General features: G+C 61.9%; 19 protein-coding genes, 1 tRNA gene and 3 pseudogenes. 18 read left to right on the forward strand and 5 right to left on the reverse strand.

The annotated features are described in order from the left end of the window. The first annotated feature begins 82 nt into the window (after window positions 1-82). The 3 genes from KUG85_RS09180 to KUG85_RS09190 are packed head-to-tail and all read left to right on the forward strand — an operon-like array spanning window position 83 to window position 3,716. Entirely contained in the window at window positions 83-1,024 is a 942-nt protein-coding gene (locus KUG85_RS09180; protein WP_223004962.1) for an ABC transporter permease, read from the forward strand. Next, window positions 1,021-1,923, forward strand: a complete 903-nt coding sequence (locus tag KUG85_RS09185; RefSeq protein WP_083212938.1) for an ABC transporter permease — start codon at window positions 1,021-1,023, stop codon at window positions 1,921-1,923. Before KUG85_RS09180 ends, KUG85_RS09185 begins: the two co-directional genes overlap by 4 nt. Then, window positions 1,920-3,716 (forward strand): ABC transporter ATP-binding protein, encoded by a 1,797-nt coding sequence (locus tag KUG85_RS09190; protein WP_223004963.1) that lies wholly within the window; start codon window positions 1,920-1,922, stop codon window positions 3,714-3,716. The genes KUG85_RS09185 and KUG85_RS09190 overlap by 4 nt, the downstream gene beginning before the upstream one ends. A gap of 85 nt (window positions 3,717-3,801) precedes the next feature. On the opposite strand, the gene KUG85_RS09195 is transcribed toward KUG85_RS09190, so the two are convergent. Beyond that, window positions 3,802-3,875: transfer RNA gene (locus tag KUG85_RS09195), tRNA-Gln, on the reverse strand. 235 nt (window positions 3,876-4,110) lie between these two features. Here KUG85_RS09195 and KUG85_RS09200 point away from each other — a divergent pair. Next, window positions 4,111-5,580, forward strand: a complete 1,470-nt coding sequence (locus KUG85_RS09200) for a Ppx/GppA phosphatase family protein (protein ID WP_407673653.1) — start codon at window positions 4,111-4,113, stop codon at window positions 5,578-5,580. A gap of 10 nt (window positions 5,581-5,590) precedes the next feature. Next, window positions 5,591-6,310, forward strand: coding sequence for an RlmE family RNA methyltransferase (locus KUG85_RS09205; protein ID WP_223004964.1), 720 nt, complete (start codon window positions 5,591-5,593; stop codon window positions 6,308-6,310). Between the two features lie 17 nt (window positions 6,311-6,327). Here KUG85_RS09205 and KUG85_RS09210 read toward each other — a convergent pair whose 3' ends face one another. Continuing rightward, window positions 6,328-7,743, reverse strand: coding sequence for a DHA2 family efflux MFS transporter permease subunit (locus KUG85_RS09210; RefSeq protein ID WP_407673654.1), 1,416 nt, complete (start codon window positions 7,741-7,743; stop codon window positions 6,328-6,330). 294 nt (window positions 7,744-8,037) lie between these two features. On the opposite strand from KUG85_RS09210, the gene guaB reads away from it, so the two are divergent. Next, window positions 8,038-9,540 (forward strand): IMP dehydrogenase, encoded by a 1,503-nt coding sequence (guaB, locus tag KUG85_RS09215; protein ID WP_223004965.1) that lies wholly within the window; start codon window positions 8,038-8,040, stop codon window positions 9,538-9,540. Between the two features lie 56 nt (window positions 9,541-9,596). Here the strand turns inward: guaB and KUG85_RS09220 are convergent. Next, window positions 9,597-10,280, reverse strand: a pseudogene (locus KUG85_RS09220) (MIP/aquaporin family protein); the annotation flags it as partial. Window positions 10,281-10,384: 104 nt separating this feature from the next. On the opposite strand from KUG85_RS09220, the gene KUG85_RS09225 reads away from it, so the two are divergent. Beyond that, window positions 10,385-10,804: an MAPEG family protein gene (locus tag KUG85_RS09225; RefSeq protein ID WP_223004966.1), complete on the forward strand. Its 420-nt coding sequence runs from the start codon at window positions 10,385-10,387 to the stop codon at window positions 10,802-10,804. Between the two features lie 3 nt (window positions 10,805-10,807). Here KUG85_RS09225 and KUG85_RS09230 read toward each other — a convergent pair whose 3' ends face one another. Beyond that, window positions 10,808-11,719 (reverse strand): hydrogen peroxide-inducible genes activator, encoded by a 912-nt coding sequence (locus KUG85_RS09230; protein ID WP_223004967.1) that lies wholly within the window; start codon window positions 11,717-11,719, stop codon window positions 10,808-10,810. 140 nt (window positions 11,720-11,859) lie between these two features. Between KUG85_RS09230 and katA the strand changes: the two genes are divergently transcribed. The 4 genes from katA to KUG85_RS09250 all read left to right on the forward strand — a co-directional run bounded on the left by katA (window position 11,860) and on the right by KUG85_RS09250 (window position 15,889). Next, on the forward strand, window positions 11,860-13,365 hold the full coding sequence (gene katA, locus KUG85_RS09235; RefSeq protein WP_223004968.1) for a catalase KatA: 1,506 nt from the start codon (window positions 11,860-11,862) through the stop codon (window positions 13,363-13,365). Between the two features lie 119 nt (window positions 13,366-13,484). After that, complete coding sequence (locus tag KUG85_RS09240) at window positions 13,485-14,771, forward strand: RsmB/NOP family class I SAM-dependent RNA methyltransferase (protein WP_223004969.1); 1,287 nt, start codon at window positions 13,485-13,487, stop codon at window positions 14,769-14,771. An 18-nt stretch (window positions 14,772-14,789) separates the two neighbouring features. Further along, on the forward strand, window positions 14,790-15,245 hold the full coding sequence (locus KUG85_RS09245) for a PaaI family thioesterase (RefSeq protein WP_223004970.1): 456 nt from the start codon (window positions 14,790-14,792) through the stop codon (window positions 15,243-15,245). Further along, complete coding sequence (locus tag KUG85_RS09250) at window positions 15,242-15,889, forward strand: 5'-methylthioadenosine/S-adenosylhomocysteine nucleosidase (protein WP_065816187.1); 648 nt, start codon at window positions 15,242-15,244, stop codon at window positions 15,887-15,889. Before KUG85_RS09245 ends, KUG85_RS09250 begins: the two co-directional genes overlap by 4 nt. 5 nt (window positions 15,890-15,894) lie before the next feature. Here KUG85_RS09250 and KUG85_RS09255 read toward each other — a convergent pair whose 3' ends face one another. Further along, window positions 15,895-16,212: a hypothetical protein gene (locus KUG85_RS09255; RefSeq protein ID WP_065816186.1), complete on the reverse strand. Its 318-nt coding sequence runs from the start codon at window positions 16,210-16,212 to the stop codon at window positions 15,895-15,897. A gap of 91 nt (window positions 16,213-16,303) precedes the next feature. Here KUG85_RS09255 and KUG85_RS09260 point away from each other — a divergent pair, with 91 nt between their 5' ends. From KUG85_RS09260 to KUG85_RS09290, 7 genes and pseudogenes are all read left to right on the forward strand, one after another. Further along, window positions 16,304-16,783, forward strand: a complete 480-nt coding sequence (locus KUG85_RS09260) for a MarR family winged helix-turn-helix transcriptional regulator (RefSeq protein ID WP_223004971.1) — start codon at window positions 16,304-16,306, stop codon at window positions 16,781-16,783. Window positions 16,784-16,821: 38 nt separating this feature from the next. Next, entirely contained in the window at window positions 16,822-18,381 is a 1,560-nt protein-coding gene (guaA, locus tag KUG85_RS09265) for a glutamine-hydrolyzing GMP synthase (protein ID WP_223004972.1), read from the forward strand. Between the two features lie 431 nt (window positions 18,382-18,812). Beyond that, a pseudogene (locus KUG85_RS09270) lies at window positions 18,813-19,667 on the forward strand (NAD(P)/FAD-dependent oxidoreductase); the annotation flags it as partial. A gap of 19 nt (window positions 19,668-19,686) precedes the next feature. Then, window positions 19,687-19,824: pseudogene (locus KUG85_RS09275) on the forward strand (IS3 family transposase); the annotation flags it as partial. A gap of 154 nt (window positions 19,825-19,978) precedes the next feature. Continuing rightward, window positions 19,979-20,167, forward strand: a complete 189-nt coding sequence (locus tag KUG85_RS09280; protein WP_065816183.1) for a hypothetical protein — start codon at window positions 19,979-19,981, stop codon at window positions 20,165-20,167. 19 nt (window positions 20,168-20,186) lie between these two features. Then, window positions 20,187-20,387, forward strand: coding sequence for a hypothetical protein (locus KUG85_RS09285; RefSeq protein ID WP_223004973.1), 201 nt, complete (start codon window positions 20,187-20,189; stop codon window positions 20,385-20,387). A 154-nt stretch (window positions 20,388-20,541) separates the two neighbouring features. Beyond that, window positions 20,542-21,882: an HlyD family secretion protein gene (locus KUG85_RS09290; protein WP_223004974.1), complete on the forward strand. Its 1,341-nt coding sequence runs from the start codon at window positions 20,542-20,544 to the stop codon at window positions 21,880-21,882. Window positions 21,883-21,886 lie beyond the last annotated feature (4 nt).

Below are 21,886 nucleotides of genomic sequence, written 5' to 3' on the forward strand. Positions count from 1 at the left end.
GGTCTCTTCAGCGGTCCCGCCCCTCGTCGGCTGATGAGGGGCGGAGCGCCGCCGGTTCGACATCGGTGCACCGACAGGTGCCATGACAGCATTCGTCTTGAAACGGCTTGGCTTCGCGGTCATCACGCTCTTTGCCGTTTTGACCATCGTTTTTTTCATAGTCCGCATTCTGCCGGGCGATCCGGCAATGGCGATCCTCGGTGACCAGGCCAGCCAGGAAGCGCTGGTTGCCCTGCGTTCCCGGCTCGGCCTCGATCAGCCGCTCTACATTCAGTACTTCCAGTTCTTGGGCGGGGTCGTCGTTGGAGACTGGGGTGTCTCCATGGTTTCCGGGCGTCCCGTCATTCAGGAAATCCTGAAGGTTCTCCCCGCAACACTCGAACTGACAATCGTTTCGCTCATCCTGGGCGCGGTGGTGGGGGTTCCGCTCGGTGTCTGGTCTGCAGTCAGGCGCAACAAACTGCCGGATTACATCACCCGCATGGCATCGCTGCTCGGGCTGTCCTTCCCGGCCTTCGTCTCCGCGGTTCTTCTGCTTCTGGTCTTCGCCATCCAGCTCCGATGGTTCCCGGTGATCAGCTCCGGGCAGGGCACGACACTGGGTGAACGCCTGCGCGACCTGGCGCTGCCGGCGATCAATCTCGGCCTCATCATGGCGGCCTACATCACCCGCGTGGCGCGTTCAGCCATGCTGGAGGTACTCAATCAGGACTATGTGCGCACGGCCTACGCCAAGGGACTGGCCTTTGCCACCATCATCTGGCGGCATTGCCTGCGCAACGCCATGATCCCGGTGGTTACGGTTGTAGGGCTCTATCTCGGTATCCTGATCGGCAATTCGGTGCTCACTGAAATCGTCTTCAACCGCCCCGGCCTTGGAAAGCTGATCATCGGTGCGCTCAATCAGCGCGACTACACCATGCTGCAGGGCATGATGGTGATCTACACGCTGATCGTCGTTTTGGTGAATCTCCTGACCGACTTAACCTACGGCCTGATCGACCCGAGGATCAAATATTCATGACCCAGTCGACCGCAGCTTCCCTCTCCCGCGCCGCTTATCTGCGCAGGGGACTCGTCGCCACCGGCAGCGGCCTTTTGAAGGCGTTTAACGCCAACAAGACCTCCTGGGTGGGGCTCGGCGTTTTTCTGATTGTCGCTGCGCTGGCGATACTGGCGCCGTGGATTGCGCCTTACGATCCCCTCGACCAGAACATTCTCTTCCGCCTCAAGCCACCATCCGCCGAGCACTGGTTCGGCACGGACTATTATGGGCGGGATACGCTGTCGCGCATTCTGTGGGGTGCGCGTATCTCGCTCGCCATCGGCCTGCTCGCCATCGGCTCGGCCATGGTTCTTGGCACGTTGATCGGCATGGTCGCCGGCTATTATGGCGGGCGAACCGACATCATCATCATGCAGATAATGGATGTGCTTCTGGCCTTTCCGTCTCTGATCCTCGGTCTCATCGTCGTTGCAATGCTCGGGCCGTCCATCGCCAATCTGGTTATCGCCATCGCGCTGACGGCCATCCCACCCTTTGCGCGTATCGCGCGCGCGCCCACGATTGCCGTCAAAAATCGCGAGTTCATCGAGGCGGGGCGGGCGCTGGGCTATTCAGACACGCGGCTGATGTTCGGCCACATCCTGCCGAACATCGCGCCGGAAATTCTCGTCATGGGATCGCTCTGGCTCGCCACGGCTATTCGCGTGGAGGCATCGCTGGCGTTCATCGGACTGGGTGTTGCGCCGCCGACCGCCACCTGGGGCGGCATGATCCGTGAGGGGTTCGAGAACATTCTAGACAGTTTCTGGCTGGCCCTCTTCCCGTCCATCGCCATCCTTATCGTCGTCTTCGCCCTGAACCTGCTCGGTGATGGGTTGCGCGACGCCATCGACCCAAGATTGCGGGGTGAAGAATGACCACGCCCATCCTCTCCATTCAGGGGCTCACCACCTCCTTTCGCGTCGATGGCAATTGGCTGCCCGTGGTGCGCGATCTGAGCTTCGACATCAGCCGGGGCGAGACCGTTGCCGTTGTCGGCGAATCCGGTTCAGGCAAGTCGGTCACGGCTTTGTCGATCATGCGGCTCATCCAGCAGGGCATGGGGCGTATCGAGGGCTCGATCAAACTGGATGGCCGGGAGCTTCTCACGCTCGATGAAGAGGCCATGCGCGATGTGCGTGGCGGTGAGATCGGGATGATCTTCCAGGAACCCATGACGAGCCTGAACCCTGTGCTCACGGTCGGCTTCCAGGTGGCCGAAGCGCTGCGCCGCCATCGCAATATGGATGCCGCGCAGGCAGAGGCGGAGGTGCAGCGGCTCTTCGAGCTCGTGCGCATACCCGACGGCAAACGACGCGCGGGTGAGCATCCACACAGCTTCTCCGGCGGGATGCGCCAGCGCGTGATGATCGCCATGGCGCTCGCCTGCCAGCCCAAGCTGCTGATCGCCGACGAACCGACGACGGCACTCGACGTGACCATCCAGGCCCAGATCCTCGAACTCATCCGGGAGCTTCAGAACGAGATTGGCATGTCGGTGATGTTTATCACGCACGATATGGGCGTGGTTGCCGAGATCGCCGATCGCGTGGTCGTTATGCTGAAGGGCGACAAGGTTGAGGAAGCACCCGCCACGGAGCTCTTCACCGCGCCGAAGGAGGGCTATACGAAGATGCTGCTGGGCGCGGTGCCCAAACTGGGTTCGCTCTCCAGCACCCGGACGCCGCGCCGCTTTCCGGCAATGGATGTGTCCGGCCCGGGCCCCGAACCGGACGATGAGCCGGATCGACGCGGTACGCCCATTCTCGACGTTGAGGGTCTGACGACACGGTTTGCCGTGCGAGGTGGCCTGCTCGGCGGCGTCAGGGGCCAGGTGCATGCCGTGGAAGACGTTTCGTTTTCGGTCCGCGCCGGCGAAACCCTGGCGCTGGTGGGTGAATCAGGCTGCGGAAAGTCGACCACCGGTCGCTCCATCCTGCGGCTTGTCGAGCCGGTCGCTGGCCGCGTTTCGTTCGAGGGGGAAAACCTTATGGATGCCGATGCAGCCAGCCTGCGTGCTGCGCGCCGGCGCATGCAGATGATCTTTCAGGACCCCTATGGATCGCTCAATCCGCGCCAGACGGTGGGGTCCGCTATCGCCGAACCGATCCGGGTGCACGGTCTCGGCAATCCCATGGAGGCGCAGGACAAGGTTGCCCATCTGCTGGAACTGGTCGGTCTCACCCGTGAGCATGCGCTGCGGTTTCCGCACGAGTTTTCGGGCGGGCAGCGCCAGCGCGTTTGCATCGCCCGCAGTCTTGCGCTGGAGCCCAGCCTGATCGTTGCCGATGAATCTGTCTCCGCGCTCGATGCCTCCATCAAGGCGCAGGTTGTCAATCTGATGCTCGATCTGCAGCGCGAACTCGGCCTCGCCTATCTCTTCATCAGTCATGACATCGCCGTCGTGGAGCGTGTCAGCCATCGTATAGCTGTCATGCTTCTGGGCGAGATCGTTGAAATCGGCCCGCGGGATGCAGTTCTGTCGAACCCGCGCCACCCCTATACGCGAAAGCTCATTGATGCCGTGCCGGTCCCCGATCCGGCCACGCGGGGCCGGCGGCGTGGTCTGATTGCCGATGAGTTGAAGAGCCCGGTGCGTTCGCTCGACTGGGAAAAGCCTGAACGGCGGATGATCGAGGTGGCGCCCGATCATTTCGTCATGGAGCACTAGGCTGAAGATCGCCCAATCCCGGAAATGGAATGCAGTCGCTGGCTTCTGCGCGAGAATGCGATAACTGCGAATGTAGGGAAAAGTTTGGCTGGGGAACCTGGATTCGAACCAGGACTAACGGAGTCAGAGTCCGTGGGTCTACCGTTAACCTATTCCCCAGCAGGCGGCGCTGGCCGCTTTCGCCACGCTATTTAGCGATATGAGTTTTATAGTCAAGGGCGGATGCGGATTCAATTCTGACAAAGACAAAATTTCCGGCCGTGCAGAGATCATTGCGTTTCCGGCCAACACCGCTCTTGGTGAAACCTGCTATGGCTGATACTCTGCCGCCAACTAAACGATATGAGCTGCCTGCTGCGCCCAAAAGGGCTTGCGCGGCGGCGAAGGAATAGCGGTGGAAAACCACGACCACGGCGAGGTCTCGCCGGTAAATGAGGTCGTCCGGGATGCCGCGTCGGATGGGGGCTCTTCCCTCGGCTTCGACGATCGGTCGGCCGGACAGCCTGCCCGTACGGGCAAGACGGCTGCCTCGCCCAGGCGAAAGAAGTCGCGCCGGAACGGGGCCACGCGCCCCGGTGCGGCAAAGGGCCCGGCGCAGGACGCATCCTCTGGAGAATCGCGTGACGAAGGCGCTTCGCAGGCGCGTGTGCAGGGCGAAGCGGCCCATGCGGATGGTTCTTCGCGCCCGGATGGGGAGCCCCCGAAGAGAAAGCGCAGAAAGCGGCGCAGGCGCCGCGCCTTCGTGCGCGGTGCAGTCGGAGAGGCCGCTACCCAGCAGGAGGCCCCGCCTCAGCTGGAGACCGGGAAGCTCAACCGGCCTCAGCCGGCAAGGCGGCGCGAATCGGCGCAGGAAGGCCAGCGCACGTCCTATGCCGCGCTCGATCTTGGCACCAACAATTGCCGGCTTCTGGTGGCCGTGCCGACGCGGCCCGGGCACTTTCGCGTGGTGGACGCCTTTTCGCGGATCGTGCGCCTCGGAGAAGGGCTCAGCCTTGAAGGTCGCCTCAGCGAAGCAGCGATGGACCGGGCTGTCACGGCGCTTGGCATCTGCGCGGAAAAGCTCGGGCACCGGAAGCCCCGGCGCATGCGGCTGATCGCAACGGAAGCCTGCCGCTCGGCCGAAAATGGCGAAGCCTTCATCGAACGCGTGAAACACGAGACCGGGCTGACACTGGAGATCATCGACCGGCAGACCGAGGCCCGGCTGGCGGTTGCCGGCTGTAGCACGCTGGTGGAACGCGGCACGGAGGGCGTGGTGCTGTTCGACATTGGCGGCGGATCGTCCGAGATCGCCCTCGTGGACATTTCGCGGCACCGCACGCCACGGCTCGCCGATCATATCGTCGCATGGACATCACTGCCCGTGGGCGTGGTGTCGCTTGCCGAGCGCTTTGGCGGCCACCATGTGACGCGCGAAACCTTCTCCGCCATGGTCGACGCCGTGGGCGAGATGCTCGACCGGTTCGATGATGGCGGGCGGCTTTCAAAGATCGCTGCAGGGGGGCGGTTTCATCTCATCGGAACCTCTGGAACGGTCACGACGCTTGCCGGCGTTCATCTGGGACTGGCGCGCTATGATCGCCGACAGGTCGACGGGCTTTGGATGGAGCGGGACAATGTCGACCGCATGATCGACACGCTGCTCTCGTGGGATTTTGAACAGCGCAAGGCCAATCCCTGCATTGGCGCGGATCGCGCCGACCTTGTGCTCGGCGGCTGTGCCATCCTGGAGGCGATCCGCCGGCGCTGGCCCTCGGAGCGGTTAAGGGTGGCCGACCGCGGCCTGCGCGAAGGCATGCTGAACGAAATGATGGCCGCCGATGGTGCCTGGCGGCGCCGGCGGCGGATGGGACGAGGGACATGAGGTTGGGCGGATGAGCAAGAAACCGGCCAAGGCGGGCGGGGCGCGCGCGCTCAAGACACGCGTCAAGAAGAAGCGCGGCCTGAAAAATTCGTCGCGCCGCTGGCTCGAACGGCACCTGAACGACCCCTACGTGCATCGCGCGCAAGCCGAGGGCATGCGCTCGCGAGCGGCGTACAAGCTGACGGAAATCGACGACCGCCACAAATTGCTCTTTCCGGGGGCACGGGTGATCGACCTCGGTGCGGCCCCGGGAGGCTGGTGTCAGGTCGCGGCCGAGCGTGTTGGATCCACGCCTGAAAACCCGCTCGTGGTGGGCATCGATTATCTGGGCATGGATGCCGTGCCGGGCGCGATCGTTCTGGAGATGGATTTTCTGGACGATGATGCGCCGGAGCGCCTTCTGGAGACGCTTGGTGAAGCGCCGGATCTGGTCATCTCCGACATGGCTGCGCCGACCACCGGGCATCGCCAGACCGACCATCTGCGCACCATGCATCTGTGCGAGACGGCGGCGGATTTCGCGCTTTCCGTGCTGAAACCTGGCGGACATTTCCTGGCGAAGACCTTTCAGGGCGGCGCCGAAACCGGGTTGCTCGATCAGCTCAAGCGCAATTTCAAATCCGTCCACCACGTGAAGCCCCAGGCTTCGCGCGCCGAATCCGTCGAGCTTTATCTTCTGGCCAAGGGGTTCAAGGGCCGCTCCGAAGCCGATCCCGAAAACGACGGTTGAGGGCAGGCGCGGAGTAGCTACTCGCCCGCCGGTGCCGGCTCGGTGAGCCTGCCGCGGCGTCTGCTGTGACCGGAAACCCGGCTGCCGGCTTCTGGCGGCAGGGTGAGAAACGGTACGGCCGCCAGCGCCGAAAGCGCGGCGACGATCAGGAATGCGTTGACGAATGCGTCGATACCCAGCTCCGTTCCGGTAATGAAGGCGGACGCCTCCAGGATTCCTCCCCCGACAGCGACACCAAGCGCGATGCTTACCTGCTGGGCTGCCGCTGAGATGGTGGAGGCCTGGCTTGCCTCCCGGTCGCCAAGCTCGGCGAAGACCAGAGCGTTGGCCGATGTGAAGAACAGGGAGCGCAGAAGGCCGGACCCGACCAGCACGGTGATGATCACCCAGTGCGGTGTCGCAGGGGTGAAGAGCGCATTGACGGCGATGCTCGCGCCGCCAAGCACCGACGCGGTGACCAGAACAACCCGGAACCCGCCGAGGCGCAGCGCGGTGGTGGCAATGAATTTCATGGCGATGGCACCGAATGCCGATGCGAAGGTCAGAAGACCCGACTGAAACGGGGTGAGACCGAACACCACCTGAAACATGAGCGGCAGCAGAAACGGCACAGCGCCGACGCCGATGCGGAACAGCGAGCCGCCGATGATGGCCGCCCGGAAGGTACGGTTGGCGAAAAGGCTGAGATTCAGAATGGGACGTGGGGTGCGCAGGGCGTGGCGAACGTAAAGCGCAGCCGCCATGACACCGATCACCACCGTGACAAGACCGATGACGGGCGGCAGGGCTGGCAGGCTGATGACCGAGAGGCCAAACACCAGTCCCGATGCGCCGATACTGCAAAGCAGGAAGCCGGAAAGGTCCAGTCGCCCGGTTTCTTCCCTTGCGAAATCGGGCAGGACATAACCGGAGACGACAATGCCCAGAAGCCCGATCGGCACATTGATCAGAAAGATCCAGTGCCAGGAGAAATAGGTGGTGACGAAGCCGCCTAGCGGTGGGCCGGCAATCGGACCGATCAGAGCGGGGACTGTCAGCCAGGCCATGGCTTTCACAAGCTGCTCGCGTGGCACGGCACGCACGAGAACAAGGCGGCCGACCGGTGTCATCATCGCGCCGCCCATCCCCTGCAGAAATCGCGAAAGCACGAACGCCCCCAGCGAATTGGAAAAGGCGCAGGCGATGGAACCGATCACGAAGACCGCGATGGCTATGCGGAAAACCCGCTTGGCGCCGAAGCGGTCAGCCATGAAGCCACTGATCGGAATGAAAATCGCCAGAGAAACGAGATAGCTCGTCAGGGCGAGTTTCAGCGTTACCGGGCTGGTGCCGATATCGGCAGCGATGGCCGGCAGCGACGTGGCGATGACGGTTGAGTCCATCTGCTCCATGAAGAGCGCGACGGCGAGTATGAGCGGCAGTGTGCGGTTCAAGGCATTCTGTTCCTGTGCCGGTCTGCCGGGTGAAGATGTGGGGGGACAGGCAGTCCGGATCAGCGTCCGGGCTATAGCACCGGGAAGCGCGTCTGTCCTGTGGCAGAGGTGCGGCTGTGTTGGTGCTGTCATGTCGTGTGGACGAAACAATTCTCACGCATTGAAAAAGCACCACCTTTTCAAGCCGGCGCTGACGTGGTACCAGCCAGCGCCAATCCTGAAAGGGAATCACATAAGCGGGGCCGTGCCATTTTGTGGCGGGGTCGCGCGTCCTCTCATTCCAAAGGGTCGGCCATGGCAAAAATCATCGAGACAGCAACCGGCGCCCAGGCGCTCACTTTCGACGACGTGCTCCTGCAGCCCGGCCACTCCGAGGTGATGCCCGGTCAGACGGATGTGCGCACGCGCATTGCCGGCGACATCGACCTGAACATCCCGATCCTGTCCGCGGCGATGGACACGGTTACGGAATCGCGCCTCGCAATCGCCATGGCTCAGGCAGGTGGTATCGGTGTTATCCACCGCAACCTGACACCGGTCGAGCAGGCCGAAGAGGTGCGCCAGGTCAAGAAGTTTGAATCCGGCATGGTGGTGAACCCGATCACCATTGGCCCTGATGCGACACTGGCCGAAGCGCAGGCCCTGATGCGCGCACACGGCATCTCCGGCATTCCTGTGGTGGAGAATGGTGGTGCAGGAGGGCATGCGACCGGGCGGCTGGCCGGCATTCTGACCAATCGCGATGTGCGTTTCGCCTCGGATCCCGCGCAGCCTGTACGCGAGTTGATGACACATCAGAACCTCGTAACGGTGAAGGAAGGCGTGGCGCAGGACGAGGCCAAGCGGCTTCTGCATCACCACCGTATCGAGAAGCTTCTGGTCGTCGACGATGCGGGCAACTGCGTCGGCCTGATCACGGTCAAGGACATCGAGAAGTCGCAGCTCAATCCACATGCGAGCAAGGACGCGCAGGGGCGTCTTCGCGCAGCGGCGGCAACGAGTGTTGGCGATGACGGTTTCGAGCGTGCCGAACGCCTGATCGATGCTGGTGTGGACCTTCTGGTGATCGATACCGCCCATGGCCATTCGCAGCGTGTGCTCGACGCCGTTGCGCGGGCCAAGAAGCTTTCAAACACCGTGCGCATCATCGCGGGCAATGTGGCAACCGCGGATGGCACCAAGGCGCTGATCGATGCGGGAGCCGATGGCGTCAAGATCGGCATCGGGCCGGGCTCCATCTGCACCACGCGCATTGTCGCCGGTGTCGGCGTGCCGCAGCTCTCGGCCATCATGTCCGCGGTGGAGGTCGCCGACAGGGAAGGCGTTTCGCTGATCGCCGACGGCGGCATCAAGTTCTCCGGCGATCTGGCAAAGGCACTGGCAGCCGGTGCATCGGCAGTGATGGTCGGTTCGCTCCTCGCGGGCACCGATGAGAGCCCGGGCGAGGTTTACCTGCATCAGGGGCGCTCCTTCAAAGCCTATCGCGGCATGGGCTCGGTCGGCGCGATGGCGCGCGGTTCGGCCGACCGCTATTTCCAGGCCGAAGTGCGTGACACGCTGAAGCTGGTCCCCGAGGGCATTGAAGGGCAGGTGCCTTACAAGGGCCCAGCCGGCGGTGTCCTTCATCAGCTCACCGGTGGTCTGAAGGCGGCCATGGGCTATGTGGGTGCGGCAAATCTTGGAGAATTCCGCGAACGGGCGACCTTTGTCCGCATTTCGGGCGCGGGTCTTCGTGAAAGCCACGCGCATGACGTGACGATCACACGTGAAAGCCCGAACTACCCGGGCGGCGCCTGAGCGCGTGTCCAGTACCTGCTTTCCGAGAAAGGGCCGCAAGGCCCTTTTTCATGGCGTCAGGTTCGTTCCATCAGTGTCGTCCTGGCAACGATGCCGGCAACGGCCGCACCGACAAAGGGGGCAGCGATAAAGAGCCAGAGCTGGTTCATTTCGCGTGCGCCAGAGAAAAGCGCGGGGCCAATGGACCGTGCGGGATTGACCGAGGTGCCGGTGACAGGGATCAGGCACAGGTGAATTGCGACCAGCGTGAGGCCGATGACCATGCCGGACAGCGGGGTCCGGTGCTTCTTCGCGGTTACGCCGAGGATGACGGTCACGAATATAAAAGTTCCCAGCGCTTCGAGTGCGAAGGCGGTGGGCATGGGGGAAAGCCCCGCGCCCTCCCAGCCGTTGGCTGCACGGGATATGGGGGCGACGGCATCAGAGCCCTTCGCCATGCCCCACAGTGCTGCGGCAGCGATCACGGCTCCGGCGATCTGCGCGACCATATAGGGCACCACGTCTTTCACAGGCATGCGACCGGCCAGGAAAACGCCGGCGGTCACGGCAGGGTTGAGGTGCGCGCCGGAGACGGGGCCAACGGCATAGGCCATGGCAATCACCGCAACGCCGAATGAAACGGCAATGCCGAGACCTCCTAGTGGCAGGAGGTTTCCGAATCCGCCGGCGGTGACGCTGGCACATCCCAGGAAGACAAGGCAGAACGTTCCAAAACACTCGGCGACGTAAGCTTTCATGGTTTTGTCCTTGCGATAGCGCCACCCTTGCCAAACGTCTGCGTTTCAATGCTGATGGTAAAATCAGGAATCAGCGTTGGAAGCCTGGAAACCGGGAGGGGAGGGGTATGTCCCAACACGCAATCTTCTGGCCGATGATCGCCCATGTCGCGCTCGTTTATGCCGTGTATGTGCTGATCGCCCTGCGCCGAAAAAAGGCTGTGGAAACGGGCAGTGCACGCGTTTCCCAGTTCAGGGAGAACCGTGACGAGCCGGTCGAAAGCCTGTTTGTGCGCAACAATCTCGCCAATCAGTTTGAACTGCCGGTGCTTTTCCACGCGGTATGCCTGGCACTGTTTGTAACGGGCGGGGCGGGGCCGGTTGCAGTCTGGCTGGCCTGGGCATTCGTGTTGTCGCGTTATGCACACGCCTTTGTGCACGTCACCTCGAACCGGATACGCTTTCGTCAGCCGATGTTCACGCTTGGGTTTCTCGCACTGGGCGCCATGTGGGGGCTGCTTGCGCTGACGCTCTGGAACGCGGGATGAAGATTACCCTCGTGCGAGCAGAGCCTCGTGCGCCTGAAGAACGGTCTCGCGCAAAGCCGCGAAATCGTCTTTTCGCGGGTTGGACTTGCGGCCCGCGAGGCATATGCTGCGGGAAGGGCTGGGATCGAGAAACGGCAGCACGCTGACGGACGGCAGAAGATTCGCCGAGGCGCGCGCCATCCGCGGAATGAGGGTAACACCCATCCCATGCGACACCATGTGCAAAAGCGTCGTCAGGCTCGTTGCGCCAAAGGTCTCCATCGTCACCGGTTTGACCCGCCCGCAGATTTCGAGCGCCTGGCCTCGCATGCAATGGCCGTCTTCCAGAAGCATCAGCCGCTCCAGCGCCATGCTTTCCTGCGCCACGGGCGGGGCGATGCGCGCAGCGTCGGCGGTCGGCACCGCGAGGTAGAACGGGTCCTCAAAGAGGAGGTCGGGCGCGAGCCGGCTGTCTTCGACGGGTTCGGCCGCGATCATGGCGTCGAGGCGACCGGACGCAGTGTCTTCAGCCAGAGCGGCGGTAACAGCCTCGCGCACCTCAAGCCGCAATTGCGGAAATCTTTGCTTCAGGAGCGGAAGAAGTTCGGGAAGCAGATAGGGCGCAATTGTGGGAATGACGCCAAGCCGGAAGCGACCCTCAAGCGCCTTGCGTTCCCGTCTGGCCTCGCCCTCCAGATCGCGGACCTCGGAAAGGATGCGTGCCACGCGCGGCAGCATCGCCTGCGCTTCGGCCGTGAGGCGTACGCCGCCGCTGCCGCGCTCGAACAGCCTGAAGCCAAGCTGGGATTCCATTTCAGAAATCTGTGCCGAAAGCGCCGGCTGCGTGACGCCGCAGCTCATGGCGGCGCGTCCGAAATGAAGCGTTTCGGCCAGACGCTCGAAATACTGCATCTGTCTGATGGTGAGGCGTATCATAAGTTTAGATTATCGCATCGAATATTAAAGACAATTGGAATTTATCAAGCGGCGTCGATACCTTAGAACCGTTCCAAGCCACGCCGCAGGTGAGACCGGCAGCCGGGCAAAACCGGAGAGCAAGCAAGGGAGTTTCTTTCATGGCAGACAAACGCACGATGACCACGTCTGCTGGCGCCCCCGTCAGCGACAACCAGAATTCCGTAACCGCGGGTGAGCGCGGCCCGGTTCTTCTTCAGGACTACCAGCTCATCGAGAAGCTTGCTCACCAGAACCGTGAACGCATCCCCGAGCGCGTGGTTCACGCCAAGGGCTGGGGAGCGCATGGCGTTTTGAAGATCACCGGCGACATTTCGAAATACACCATTGCCAAGGCACTTCAGCCGGGCGTGGAAACGCCGATGCTCGCGCGGTTCTCCACCGTTGCCGGCGAGCAGGGCGCGGCCGATGCCGAGCGCGACGTGCGCGGCTTTGCACTGAAGTTCTACACCGAGGACGGCAACTGGGACCTGGTGGGCAACAACACGCCCGTCTTTTTCGTCCGCGATCCGCTCAAATTCCCGGACTTCATCCACACGCAGAAGCGTCACCCACGCACCAATATGCGTTCGCCCACGGCCATGTGGGACTTCTGGTCGCTGTCGCCGGAAAGCCTTCATCAGGTCACGATCCTGATGTCCGACCGCGGTCTGCCGACGGCGCCCATGTTCATGAACGGCTACGGCTCACACACCTATTCGCTCTGGAACGACAAGGGTGAGCGCTTCTGGGTGAAATTCCACTTCAAGACCATGCAGGGCCATAAACACCACACCAATGCGGAGGCCGAGCAGGTGGTGGGCAAGACCCGCGAGAGCTATCAGGAAGCGCTCTATGGCACGATCGAGGATGGCGACTTTCCGAAGTGGAAGGTGCAGGTTCAGATCATGCCCGAGGCGGATGCGGAGAAAACCTCCTACAATCCGTTCGACCTGACCAAGGTCTGGCCGCATGCGGAATATCCCCCGATCGACATTGGTGTGATGGAGCTGAACCGCAATCCGGACAACTACTTCACCGAGATTGAGAATGCCGCGTTTTCGCCGTCCAACATTGTGCCGGGGATCAGTCATTCGCCCGACAAGATGCTTCAGGCGCGCATCTTTTCCTACGCGGACGCACACCGCTACAGGCTCGGCACGCATTACGAGACGATCCCGGTCAACCAGCCGAAATGCCCGGTTCACCACTATCATCGCGATGGCGAGATGAACACGTTCGGAGGCATCAAGACGGGCAATCCCGACGCATTTTATGAGCCCAACTCCTTTGGCGGTCCGGTCGAGAACCCGGCTGCCAAGGAGCCACCGCTCAAAATCTCGGGCGATGCGGACCGCTACAATCACCGCATCGGCAATGACGATTACAGCCAGCCCCGCGCGCTGTTCAACCTCTTTGATGAGGGAGAAAAGAACCGGCTGTTCTCCAACATTGCCGCCGCGATGGGTGGCGTGCCCGGTGAAATCATCGAACGCCAACTCGCGCATTTCGACAAGATCCACCCGGACTACGGCAATGGCGTGCGCAAGGCGCTGAAGGAAGCGCATGGATATGAGGCCAACGCCGTACCCGTGACCGGCAAGACGCCACAGCGCGCTGCCGAATAGGCAAGGCTGAAAAGGCTTTGATAAAGTGCGGGCGTGGAGCGATCCGCGCCCGTTTTGCTTGTCTAAAGGCCTGCTTCCGGCTAGCTGTGCGCCATTCGGGTAACCGGCAAAGGTGTCATATGCGACTTGGCGGACGGCTGGCTGCGGCCATTGAAATTCTGGAAGACATTGACCGGCGTTATCGCCCGGCTGCGGAAGCGCTGAGAGACTGGGGCCTGTCCCATCGTTTCGCCGGCTCCAAGGATCGCGCTGCCATTGGCAACCTCGTCTATGATGCGCTACGCCGCAAGCGCTCGGCGGCCTGGATGTTTCAGGAAGAAAGCCCGCGTGCGCTGGCCTTCGGAGCCTTGATGATCGAGGCGGGATACGACCCGGAAGCGTTGAATGGGGCACTGGCGGAAGACAATTTTGCACCGCCACTGATTTCAGGCGAGGAAGCAGACCGCATCGCCGCGCACCCTCTGGGCGGGGCGCCTGACGGCGTGCGCGCGGAATGCCCTGAATGGTGCGAGCCGCTTCTCAGGCGCACCTGGGGCGACGACTGGGTGGCCGAGGCTGCGGCCCTTGCGGAACGCCCGCCGCTCGACATGCGGGTCAACACGTTAAAATCCACGCGCGAAAAGGTGGCCAAGGCGCTGGCACGCACCGGCGTTCACGAGAGTGAACTTGCGCCGCAGGGTCTGCGCATCGGCCCGATCGAAGGGCAGGGACGGCATCCCAATGTGCAGGCAGAGCCCGCCTTTCAAAAGGGCTGGTTCGAGGTTCAGGACGAGGGCTCGCAGATCGTTGCCGCTCTCACCGAAGCCGCAGCGGGCATGCAGGTGCTCGACTATTGTGCCGGCGCTGGCGGTAAGTCGCTCGCCATGTCGGCGGCCATGGAGAACACCGGCCAGATTCAGGCTTTCGACGCCGAGAAACAGAGACTTGCGCCTATTTTCGAGCGCCTGAAGCGGGCGGGCTGCCGCAATGTGCAGGCGGTGGCCGATCAGGAAGCGCTCGCCGCGCATGAGGGACGGCTCGACCTGGTCGTTGTCGACGCGCCATGCACGGGAGCAGGCACCTGGCGGCGCAGACCAGATGCCAAATGGCGGCTCGGTGAGAAACAGCTCGAGCAGCGGCAGGCGGAGCAGGCCGAAATTCTGCGGCGCGCGGCGCGCTTCGTGCGTTCCGGTGGGCGGCTTGCCTATATCACCTGTTCGGTCTTTGCAGAGGAAAACGACGATCAGGTGCGGGCCTTCCTCGAAGCCAATCCGGATTTCCGCCCGGTGGACCATGAGGCACTGTGGGAAAGGCACTTTTCCGGAAAGGCCGCGAAGGCGAGAATTGACGGAACCACGGGCATCGCCCTTTCACCCGGCCGTACGGCGACTGACGGCTTCCATTTTGCCGCACTGGAGCGCGTCTGAGGCAGGCGTGGCGAGACAATGAGCAAGGCAGCAAACCCCATCAATGTCGAAGCCCGCGTTCGCGCCAGCTTCGCCCGTCAGAAAATGATGCAGACCATCGGCGCCGAGCTGACGCTGGTGACGCCGGGCATTGTCGAGATCGAGATGCCCTATGCAGAGGCGCTGACCCAGCAGCACGGATTTCTCCATGCGGGCGTGATCTCCACCGCGCTCGATTCGGCCTGCGGTTATGCGGCCTTTTCCATGATGCCCGAGGACGCGGCGGTGCTGACCATCGAATTCAAGGTCAACCTGCTTGCACCGGGGCGCGGCGAGCGTTTCCTGTTTCGCGGCACCGTCACCAAGCCCGGTCGCACCATCATCGTGGCTGACGGGCAGGCCTACGCCTATTCGTCCGAGGGGGACGCCAAACTGATCGCCACCATGACCGGAACCATGATGACCATCATCGGACGCGAGGGAATCGAGGGATGACGCGGGCACCGGTGGAGCCGGCGATGCTCGCCGGAAAACGCGTTCTCTTCGTCATGGCGGCGGATGCCGAATACGGACCGCATCTGAAAAAGCGATTCACGCCGCTGATGACAGGTGTCGGTCCGGTGGAGGCGGGGGTGGTCCTTGGTGCGGAACTCGCGCTTCTCGATGCCGAAGGCCATCTGCCGGATCTGCTCGTTTCTCTCGGATCCGCCGGAAGCCGCAGTCTGAAGCAGACGGAAGTCTATCAGGCGACTTCGGTCTCCTACCGCGACATGGATGCTTCGCCGCTTGGATTTGAGAAAGGTGTGACGCCTTTCCTAGATCATCCGGCGATCATGCCGCTGCCGCATCGCATTCCGGGCGTTCCCGAGGCGACGCTGTCGACCGGCGGCAACGTGATTTCAGGGGCCGCCTACGACGCCATCAATGCCGACATGGTGGATATGGAAACCTTTGCCGTCTTGCGCGCCTGCCAGCGATTCGGTCTCGATCTGGTGGCGCTGCGCGGTATCTCCGACGGGGCGGCGGAACTGCAGCACGTGAACGACTGGACCGAATATCTGCATGTCATCGATGAAAAGCTTGCCGACGCGGTGGACCGTCTCGAACGGGCCATTGCCGATGGCCTGCTCGGCGGCTGATCCGTTCACTGCGGCAGGTTCTTCGCATTGCCGAACAGAATGCCGCGTAGTTTGAGGCGCTGGCTTCCATCACGTGACACATAAAACAGCCCGTCGGCGGTGGCGTCCAGCATCCAGTCGCCTTTCTGTCCGCCGTCCCAGTGTGTTGCGTAGCCATCGTTGAGAAGACGCCATGAGCCCGAACGGGTTTCGCCGGTATTCAGCAGCATGTGCCCCTTTCCGTCCTGTCCAAGATAGACGAAGGCATCTGCTCCGTTGTGCTCCAGAATATGCGTCGTGCCTGGAATCAGAAACTGCAGGTTTTCTCTGGTGAGAATGGTCATGACGTGCTCCAGCGTTCCGGTGTCGGTTTGCGTCGATCACCACAGTGATCTATGTAGTCAAGTAGCTTGACAAATACGGTGTGATTGAAGAATGGTCAAGAGTATTGACAAAAAGTCTGAAGCCTGGCCCGACCATCTGGGGTGGCGCCTTTCAAAAGCCAACCGCGCCTGGCAGACGGCCTTCGTTCGTGCGATGCGCGCGGCAGGACATGACTGGATGACCGATGCACGTGCAACGCTTCTGGGGCATGTGGCGAGCCGGGGTACGGCGCAGTCCGTTTTGATTGAACGGATGGGGATTTCCAAGCAGGCTGTTCAGCAGTTGATCGACGGGCTGGAGGGGGAAGACATCGTTCGTCGTCTACCAGACCCGCGCGACAGGCGTGCAAGAATTGTTGCTCACACGCCCAAGGGGCGTTCGGCTCTCCGGGACGCCGACCGCATCAAGATCGAACTCGAAGAACGTTATCGCAAACTGCTCGGGCAGGAAGGGCTAGCCGCATTGAAATCTGCACTAGCAGCGCTGGCACTCTCGACCAATGACGATATTCGGGGAGATCGGGAGGGTTAGAGGTTGCGAAGCGGCATGCGTTTCATTAAAGGCTCAGCATGACGATATCCAATCCCGACACAGTTCTCATCATTGATTTCGGCAGCCAGGTCACGCAGCTCATTGCGCGGCGGGTGCGCGAGGCCGGAGTCTATTGCGAAATCGCTCCGTTCCAGTCGGCCGAAGAGGCGTTTAAGCGCCTTACGCCCAAGGCGGTCATCCTTTCCGGCAGCCCGGCCTCTACTGTCGATATCGGCAGCCCGCGAGCGCCGCAGGTGATCTTCGATTCCGGCCTTCCCGTGCTCGGTATCTGCTATGGCGAGCAGACCATGTGCGCCCAACTTGGCGGTAAGGTCGAAGGGTCCGACCATCGTGAGTTTGGCCGTGCCTTCCTCGAGATCGAGAATGATTGCCCGCTGTTTGAGGGCGTCTGGGCGAAAGGCACCCGCCATCAGGTGTGGATGAGCCATGGCGACCGGGTGACGGCCATACCGCCCGGCTTCCGCGTGGTTGGCACCTCGACGGGCGCGCCCTTTGCAGCCATTGCCGATGAGGAGCGCAAATATTACGGTGTTCAGTTCCACCCCGAGGTGGTCCACACGCCCGACGGCGCAAAGCTCCTTTCCAATTTCGTGCACAAGATCGCCGGTCTTTCGGGCGACTGGACGATGGCGGCCTATCGCGAGCAGGCGATTGAGGCGATCCGTAAGCAGGTCGGCGACGGCAAGGTGATCTGCGCGCTTTCGGGCGGTGTCGATTCCTCCGTGGCAGCCCTTCTGACGCATGAGGCTGTCGGCGATCAGCTCACCTGCATTCTCGTCGATCATGGCCTGATGCGGAAGAACGAGGCGTCCGAAGTGGTCGCCATGTTCCGCGAGCACTATAATCTGCCGCTGATCCTGGTGGATGCCGCCGACCGCTTCATCGGCGCTCTGGAGGGCGAGAGCGATCCGGAAAAGAAGCGCAAGACCATTGGTCGCCTGTTCATTGAAGTGTTCGAGGAAGAGGCGAAAAAGCTCGGCGGCGCCGATTTCCTGGTGCAGGGCACGCTTTATCCCGACGTGATCGAAAGCGTATCCTTCACGGGCGGTCCGTCCGTGACCATCAAGTCGCACCACAATGTGGGCGGTCTGCCCGAGCGCATGAACATGAGCCTGGTGGAACCGCTGCGCGAGCTTTTCAAGGACGAGGTGCGTGTGCTCGGCAAGGAGCTTGGCCTGCCCGGCAGCTTCATCGGTCGCCATCCCTTCCCGGGGCCGGGGCTTGCCATTCGCTGCCCCGGCGGCGTGACGCGCGAGAAGCTCGAAATCCTGCGTTCCGCCGATGCGATCTATCTCGACGAGATCCGCAAGGCCGGCCTCTACGATGCGATCTGGCAGGCCTTTGCCGTTCTCCTGCCGGTGCAGACGGTGGGCGTGATGGGCGACGGGCGCACTTATGAATTCGTCTGCGCGCTGCGGGCGGTGACCTCCGTCGACGGCATGACAGCCGATTTCTACCACTACGACATGGAGTTCCTTGGCCGTGCCGCCACTCGCATCATCAACGAGGTGAAGGGCATCAACCGCGTCGTCTACGACGTGACGTCCAAGCCGCCCGGCACGATCGAGTGGGAGTGATCCGGCGTCTGTCGGGGGTACGGTTAAACGCACAGTCGTCTCAATGGCCGCCGACAAACCATTGTCCCGGCTCGATATGGAAGGGCCGTGATCTCTCTGGCGATCGCGCGGGAAGAATGCCTCGGTGTTTGGCAATCGGTATCCGAGGGACGTTCAGCCGCTCAAGAGAAACAGCGAGCGCAGCGACGGCTAAAGGAAGCCTGTATGGACGACAGTACCCGATCGATGCGCAACACCATCGTTGATCGGGACATCTTTCCGGCGCTCACGAACCGTCTTCTGACGGGGACTGAACCTGGCGACATCCGGCAGGTCCGCAGTCAGGTCAAGGACCCGCGGCGCGTTTATCTGCCTCAACAGGCGCCCGATATCATGGTGCATTCCAGCGCTACGAGGCGGTCGCGGAGGCAAACGGCCTCGCTTCCCTTTTCAGGCGTGACGGGCATCTCTTCCTTTACCCCGACAGAGCAACCTACGAGGCCGATGGCCTCGCCTGGGGGCTGCGCCAGCGCTACGGCATCGAGTGGCAGGAGCTGGAAGGCGAGGCGCTGCACGCCTTCGAGCCGGGGCTTGGAGCGCATCACCGGTTCGGTGTCTACATTCGTGCGGGTGCAAATCTTTCCGATCCCGGGGCCTTTGTTGCCGGTCTGGTCGAAGGTGCGGCCCGGCGAGGCGCGGTTCAGCAAAGAGCCCGGGCGACGGGGTTCCGTTTCGAGGGGAACCGGCTGCGCGCCGTGAAGACCGATCACGGCGACATCGATTGCGGCAGGGCTGTCCTGACGGCAGGCATAAACGCACGTGATCTTGCACTGCAATGCAGAGACCAGGTGCCGCTCGAAGCGGAGCGCGGCTACCATGTGGTGGTGCCGGATATCGAAGGTGGCCCGCGCTATCCCGTCATGATGATGGACGGGAAGATGATTTTCACGCGGACGCAGGCAGGCCTCAGGATCGCAGGGCAGGTGGAGCTGGCCAGCCTTGGTGCCGCGCCTGACTGGCGGCGCGCCGACATCCTCCTGAAACATCTCAAACGGGCATTTCCCGCCATGTCGGATCGACTGGAGGAAGGGGTCGTCGATCGATGGATGGGCAATCGTCCCTCGACGCCTGACGGCATTCCCTGCATCGGTCCATCGCGCCTGTCTCCCGATATCATCTATGGTTTCGGACACGGCCATAGTGGCATCACCATGGCGCCGATAACGGGCAGGCTCATCGCCGACCTTTGCGGCGGTGGACATCCTGCCATAGATCCGAAACCCTATGGCGTGGAGCGCTTCCGGTGATCGGCGTATGTCCGATCTCCAGCATGGCCGCTATGTCTATCGCCGCATCACAGCGATGCTGCGCCAGGCCGGCTGGATTGTGAACGTCAAACGGAAACGGGTCGAGCGGACCTGGCGGTGGGAGGGGCTGAAAGTGCCGCGCCAGCACGCACCAAAACTCCAGACGGATCACTCTACAGGCGCAGGCCAGATGACCAATTGTCCTCGAGAAACCACAACACCCTTAGTGCATCTGTACTAATGGACTGTAGGATTCTCAAAGAATAGACATCTCCATGGAAACAAGCTGTTTCGAATTTGGAGATACGACCATGACTATTGTCAAAAATCACTCACAGGATGACCGGACCCTGCGCGAATTGAGCGTCTGCGAGATCGCGAGTGTCACCGGCGGACAGAACATCACAAAGGAATGGGGTTACTGCAAGGCTGACGGAACGATTGTGACGTATTACCAGTTTGATACGGGCAGCGTGGACCGGCAGGAAACCAAGGTATAATTTGGAAGGCGCAATCCAAATGCGCGAACTTTCGAGAGATGAAATGAACGCCGCGGCTGGCGGAATTGAGATCTACCGTGGCTTCGGCTACGGCGCGGTTCCGGTTGTCGGAGGCAATGGGGCAACCTTTGACCGTTCATTCAACAATGGCTGGAGCCTTTCGGCGGGTTTCTCCCGAAACGGCAATCGTGGCATCGAGGTCCGCTATGTCTGGAAATAAGCTATACGAGCAGAAAGCCGACCGCACGATGCGGGAGCTATCGATTGATGAGTTGAATGCAGTTGCCGGTGGTGTGACTGAGGGGTCGGATGGCAGTGGCTGCACGGACTCACGGGGCACGACCAAGAAGCTCCGTTAGCCGGATCGGTCACTGTTGTTCAGAGGCTGGCGTCCCGACCGGGACGCCGCTTCGCCGTTTGGCGTGCGCATGTCCCAAAACTCTCCCCTTTATAGAGCTGAATCGCTTGAGGCGCGTCGGCAGTCCTGGTTGGGCCGGCCGGCTGTTCTCAACACGATCTCGACGGCGACTTTCGCCTGGTTCTCGCTGGCCTTTGTAGTCGCCGCTTTGCTCTTTCTCGTCTTTGGTGAATACACACGCCGGATCCGGGTTTCCGGCGTAATCCTTCCGATCGACGGGCTGACGCGCATGGTGGCACCGCAAGCGGGCTGGATCGCTGAGCTGAAGGTGCGCGAAGGCGCGCGGGTTCGCCAGGGCGACGTTCTCTATCGTGTCAGTATCGACAGCACAACGACGCTCGGTAACACCCAGGACGCCATCACGAAGGTTCTCCGTGACGGGCTTGAAGAACTGCGCGCGGCCTTCTCCAGGCAGAAGGCGCTTGACGTGATCGAAAAGCAGAGCCTCGTCACGCAAAAGCATGACCTCGAGCGCGAGATTGTTCAGCTTGAGGAGCAAATCCGGTTGGGGGAAGAATTTACCAGCCAAATGGCCGAGTTCGCCGAGCGGCAGCAACAATTGATCTCGAAAGGTATTTCAGTATCGCGCGAATACGAGGCGCGCTTGCAGTCGCTCAATTCTCAGCGGGCGCAATTGGCGGGCCTGCGTCGGGAGCTCGTCCAGCTTTCGTCGCGTTTCAATCAGGTTGAGAACCAGCTCTACGGTTTCGATCTGACAGCGGAGGCCCGAAAGGCGGAGATCAGACGGCAAATCCTTGCAGCCGAACAGAGCCTTTCGGAGGGAGAAGCCAAGCGCGAACTGCTGATTACCGCGCCTCGCGACGGCAAGGTGACGGGGATTATAACCCTGGCGGGACAGACGGTCGGTGCAGGAACGCCGTTGCTGACCATCGTCCCGGAGGACAGACCGCTCGTTGCACAATTGCTGGCGCCAAGCAGTGCCATCGGTTTCATACGTGAAGGCACAGAAGTGCTTTTGCGATACGAGGCGTTTCCCTATCAGAAGTTCGGCCAGCATTCGGGCAGGATATCGCTGATCTCACGCGCGAATTTGAGCCCGGAAGAGGTGGCCCAGTTCAGTCTGGGCAAATTCAACCTGCAGACCGCCCCAACGCTCTATCGCATAACCGTTCAGCCGGACAGTGCACGGGTGATGGCCTATGGGCGTGCAGAGCCTTTGCAGGCCGGCATGCAATTGGAAGCGCACCTGCTCCTGGAAACACGCCCTCTGTATCAGTGGATACTTGAACCCCTCTACAGCCTGGGTGGTTCCTTCGTGACGAAGGGAGAGGAATAGACGC

The sequence above is a fragment of the Nitratireductor rhodophyticola genome (assembly GCF_019891355.1).
GTDB classification, from domain to species: Bacteria; Pseudomonadota; Alphaproteobacteria; order Rhizobiales; family Rhizobiaceae; genus Nitratireductor; species Nitratireductor rhodophyticola.

Coding starts and splice junctions, on each gene's coding strand:
- KUG85_RS09180 (WP_223004962.1), top strand. CDS start 83: ATGACAGCATTCGTCTTGAAACGGCTTGGCTTCGCGGTCATCACGCTC.
- KUG85_RS09185 (WP_083212938.1), top strand. CDS start 1,021: ATGACCCAGTCGACCGCAGCTTCCCTCTCCCGCGCCGCTTATCTGCGC.
- KUG85_RS09190 (WP_223004963.1), top strand. CDS start 1,920: ATGACCACGCCCATCCTCTCCATTCAGGGGCTCACCACCTCCTTTCGC.
- KUG85_RS09205 (WP_223004964.1), top strand. CDS start 5,591: ATGAGCAAGAAACCGGCCAAGGCGGGCGGGGCGCGCGCGCTCAAGACA.
- guaB (WP_223004965.1), top strand. CDS start 8,038: ATGGCAAAAATCATCGAGACAGCAACCGGCGCCCAGGCGCTCACTTTC.
- KUG85_RS09225 (WP_223004966.1), top strand. CDS start 10,385: ATGTCCCAACACGCAATCTTCTGGCCGATGATCGCCCATGTCGCGCTC.
- KUG85_RS09230 (WP_223004967.1), bottom strand. CDS start 11,719: ATGATACGCCTCACCATCAGACAGATGCAGTATTTCGAGCGTCTGGCC.
- katA (WP_223004968.1), top strand. CDS start 11,860: ATGGCAGACAAACGCACGATGACCACGTCTGCTGGCGCCCCCGTCAGC.
- KUG85_RS09240 (WP_223004969.1), top strand. CDS start 13,485: ATGCGACTTGGCGGACGGCTGGCTGCGGCCATTGAAATTCTGGAAGAC.
- KUG85_RS09245 (WP_223004970.1), top strand. CDS start 14,790: ATGAGCAAGGCAGCAAACCCCATCAATGTCGAAGCCCGCGTTCGCGCC.
- KUG85_RS09250 (WP_065816187.1), top strand. CDS start 15,242: ATGACGCGGGCACCGGTGGAGCCGGCGATGCTCGCCGGAAAACGCGTT.
- KUG85_RS09255 (WP_065816186.1), bottom strand. CDS start 16,212: ATGACCATTCTCACCAGAGAAAACCTGCAGTTTCTGATTCCAGGCACG.
- KUG85_RS09260 (WP_223004971.1), top strand. CDS start 16,304: ATGGTCAAGAGTATTGACAAAAAGTCTGAAGCCTGGCCCGACCATCTG.
- guaA (WP_223004972.1), top strand. CDS start 16,822: ATGACGATATCCAATCCCGACACAGTTCTCATCATTGATTTCGGCAGC.
- KUG85_RS09280 (WP_065816183.1), top strand. CDS start 19,979: ATGACTATTGTCAAAAATCACTCACAGGATGACCGGACCCTGCGCGAA.
- KUG85_RS09285 (WP_223004973.1), top strand. CDS start 20,187: ATGCGCGAACTTTCGAGAGATGAAATGAACGCCGCGGCTGGCGGAATT.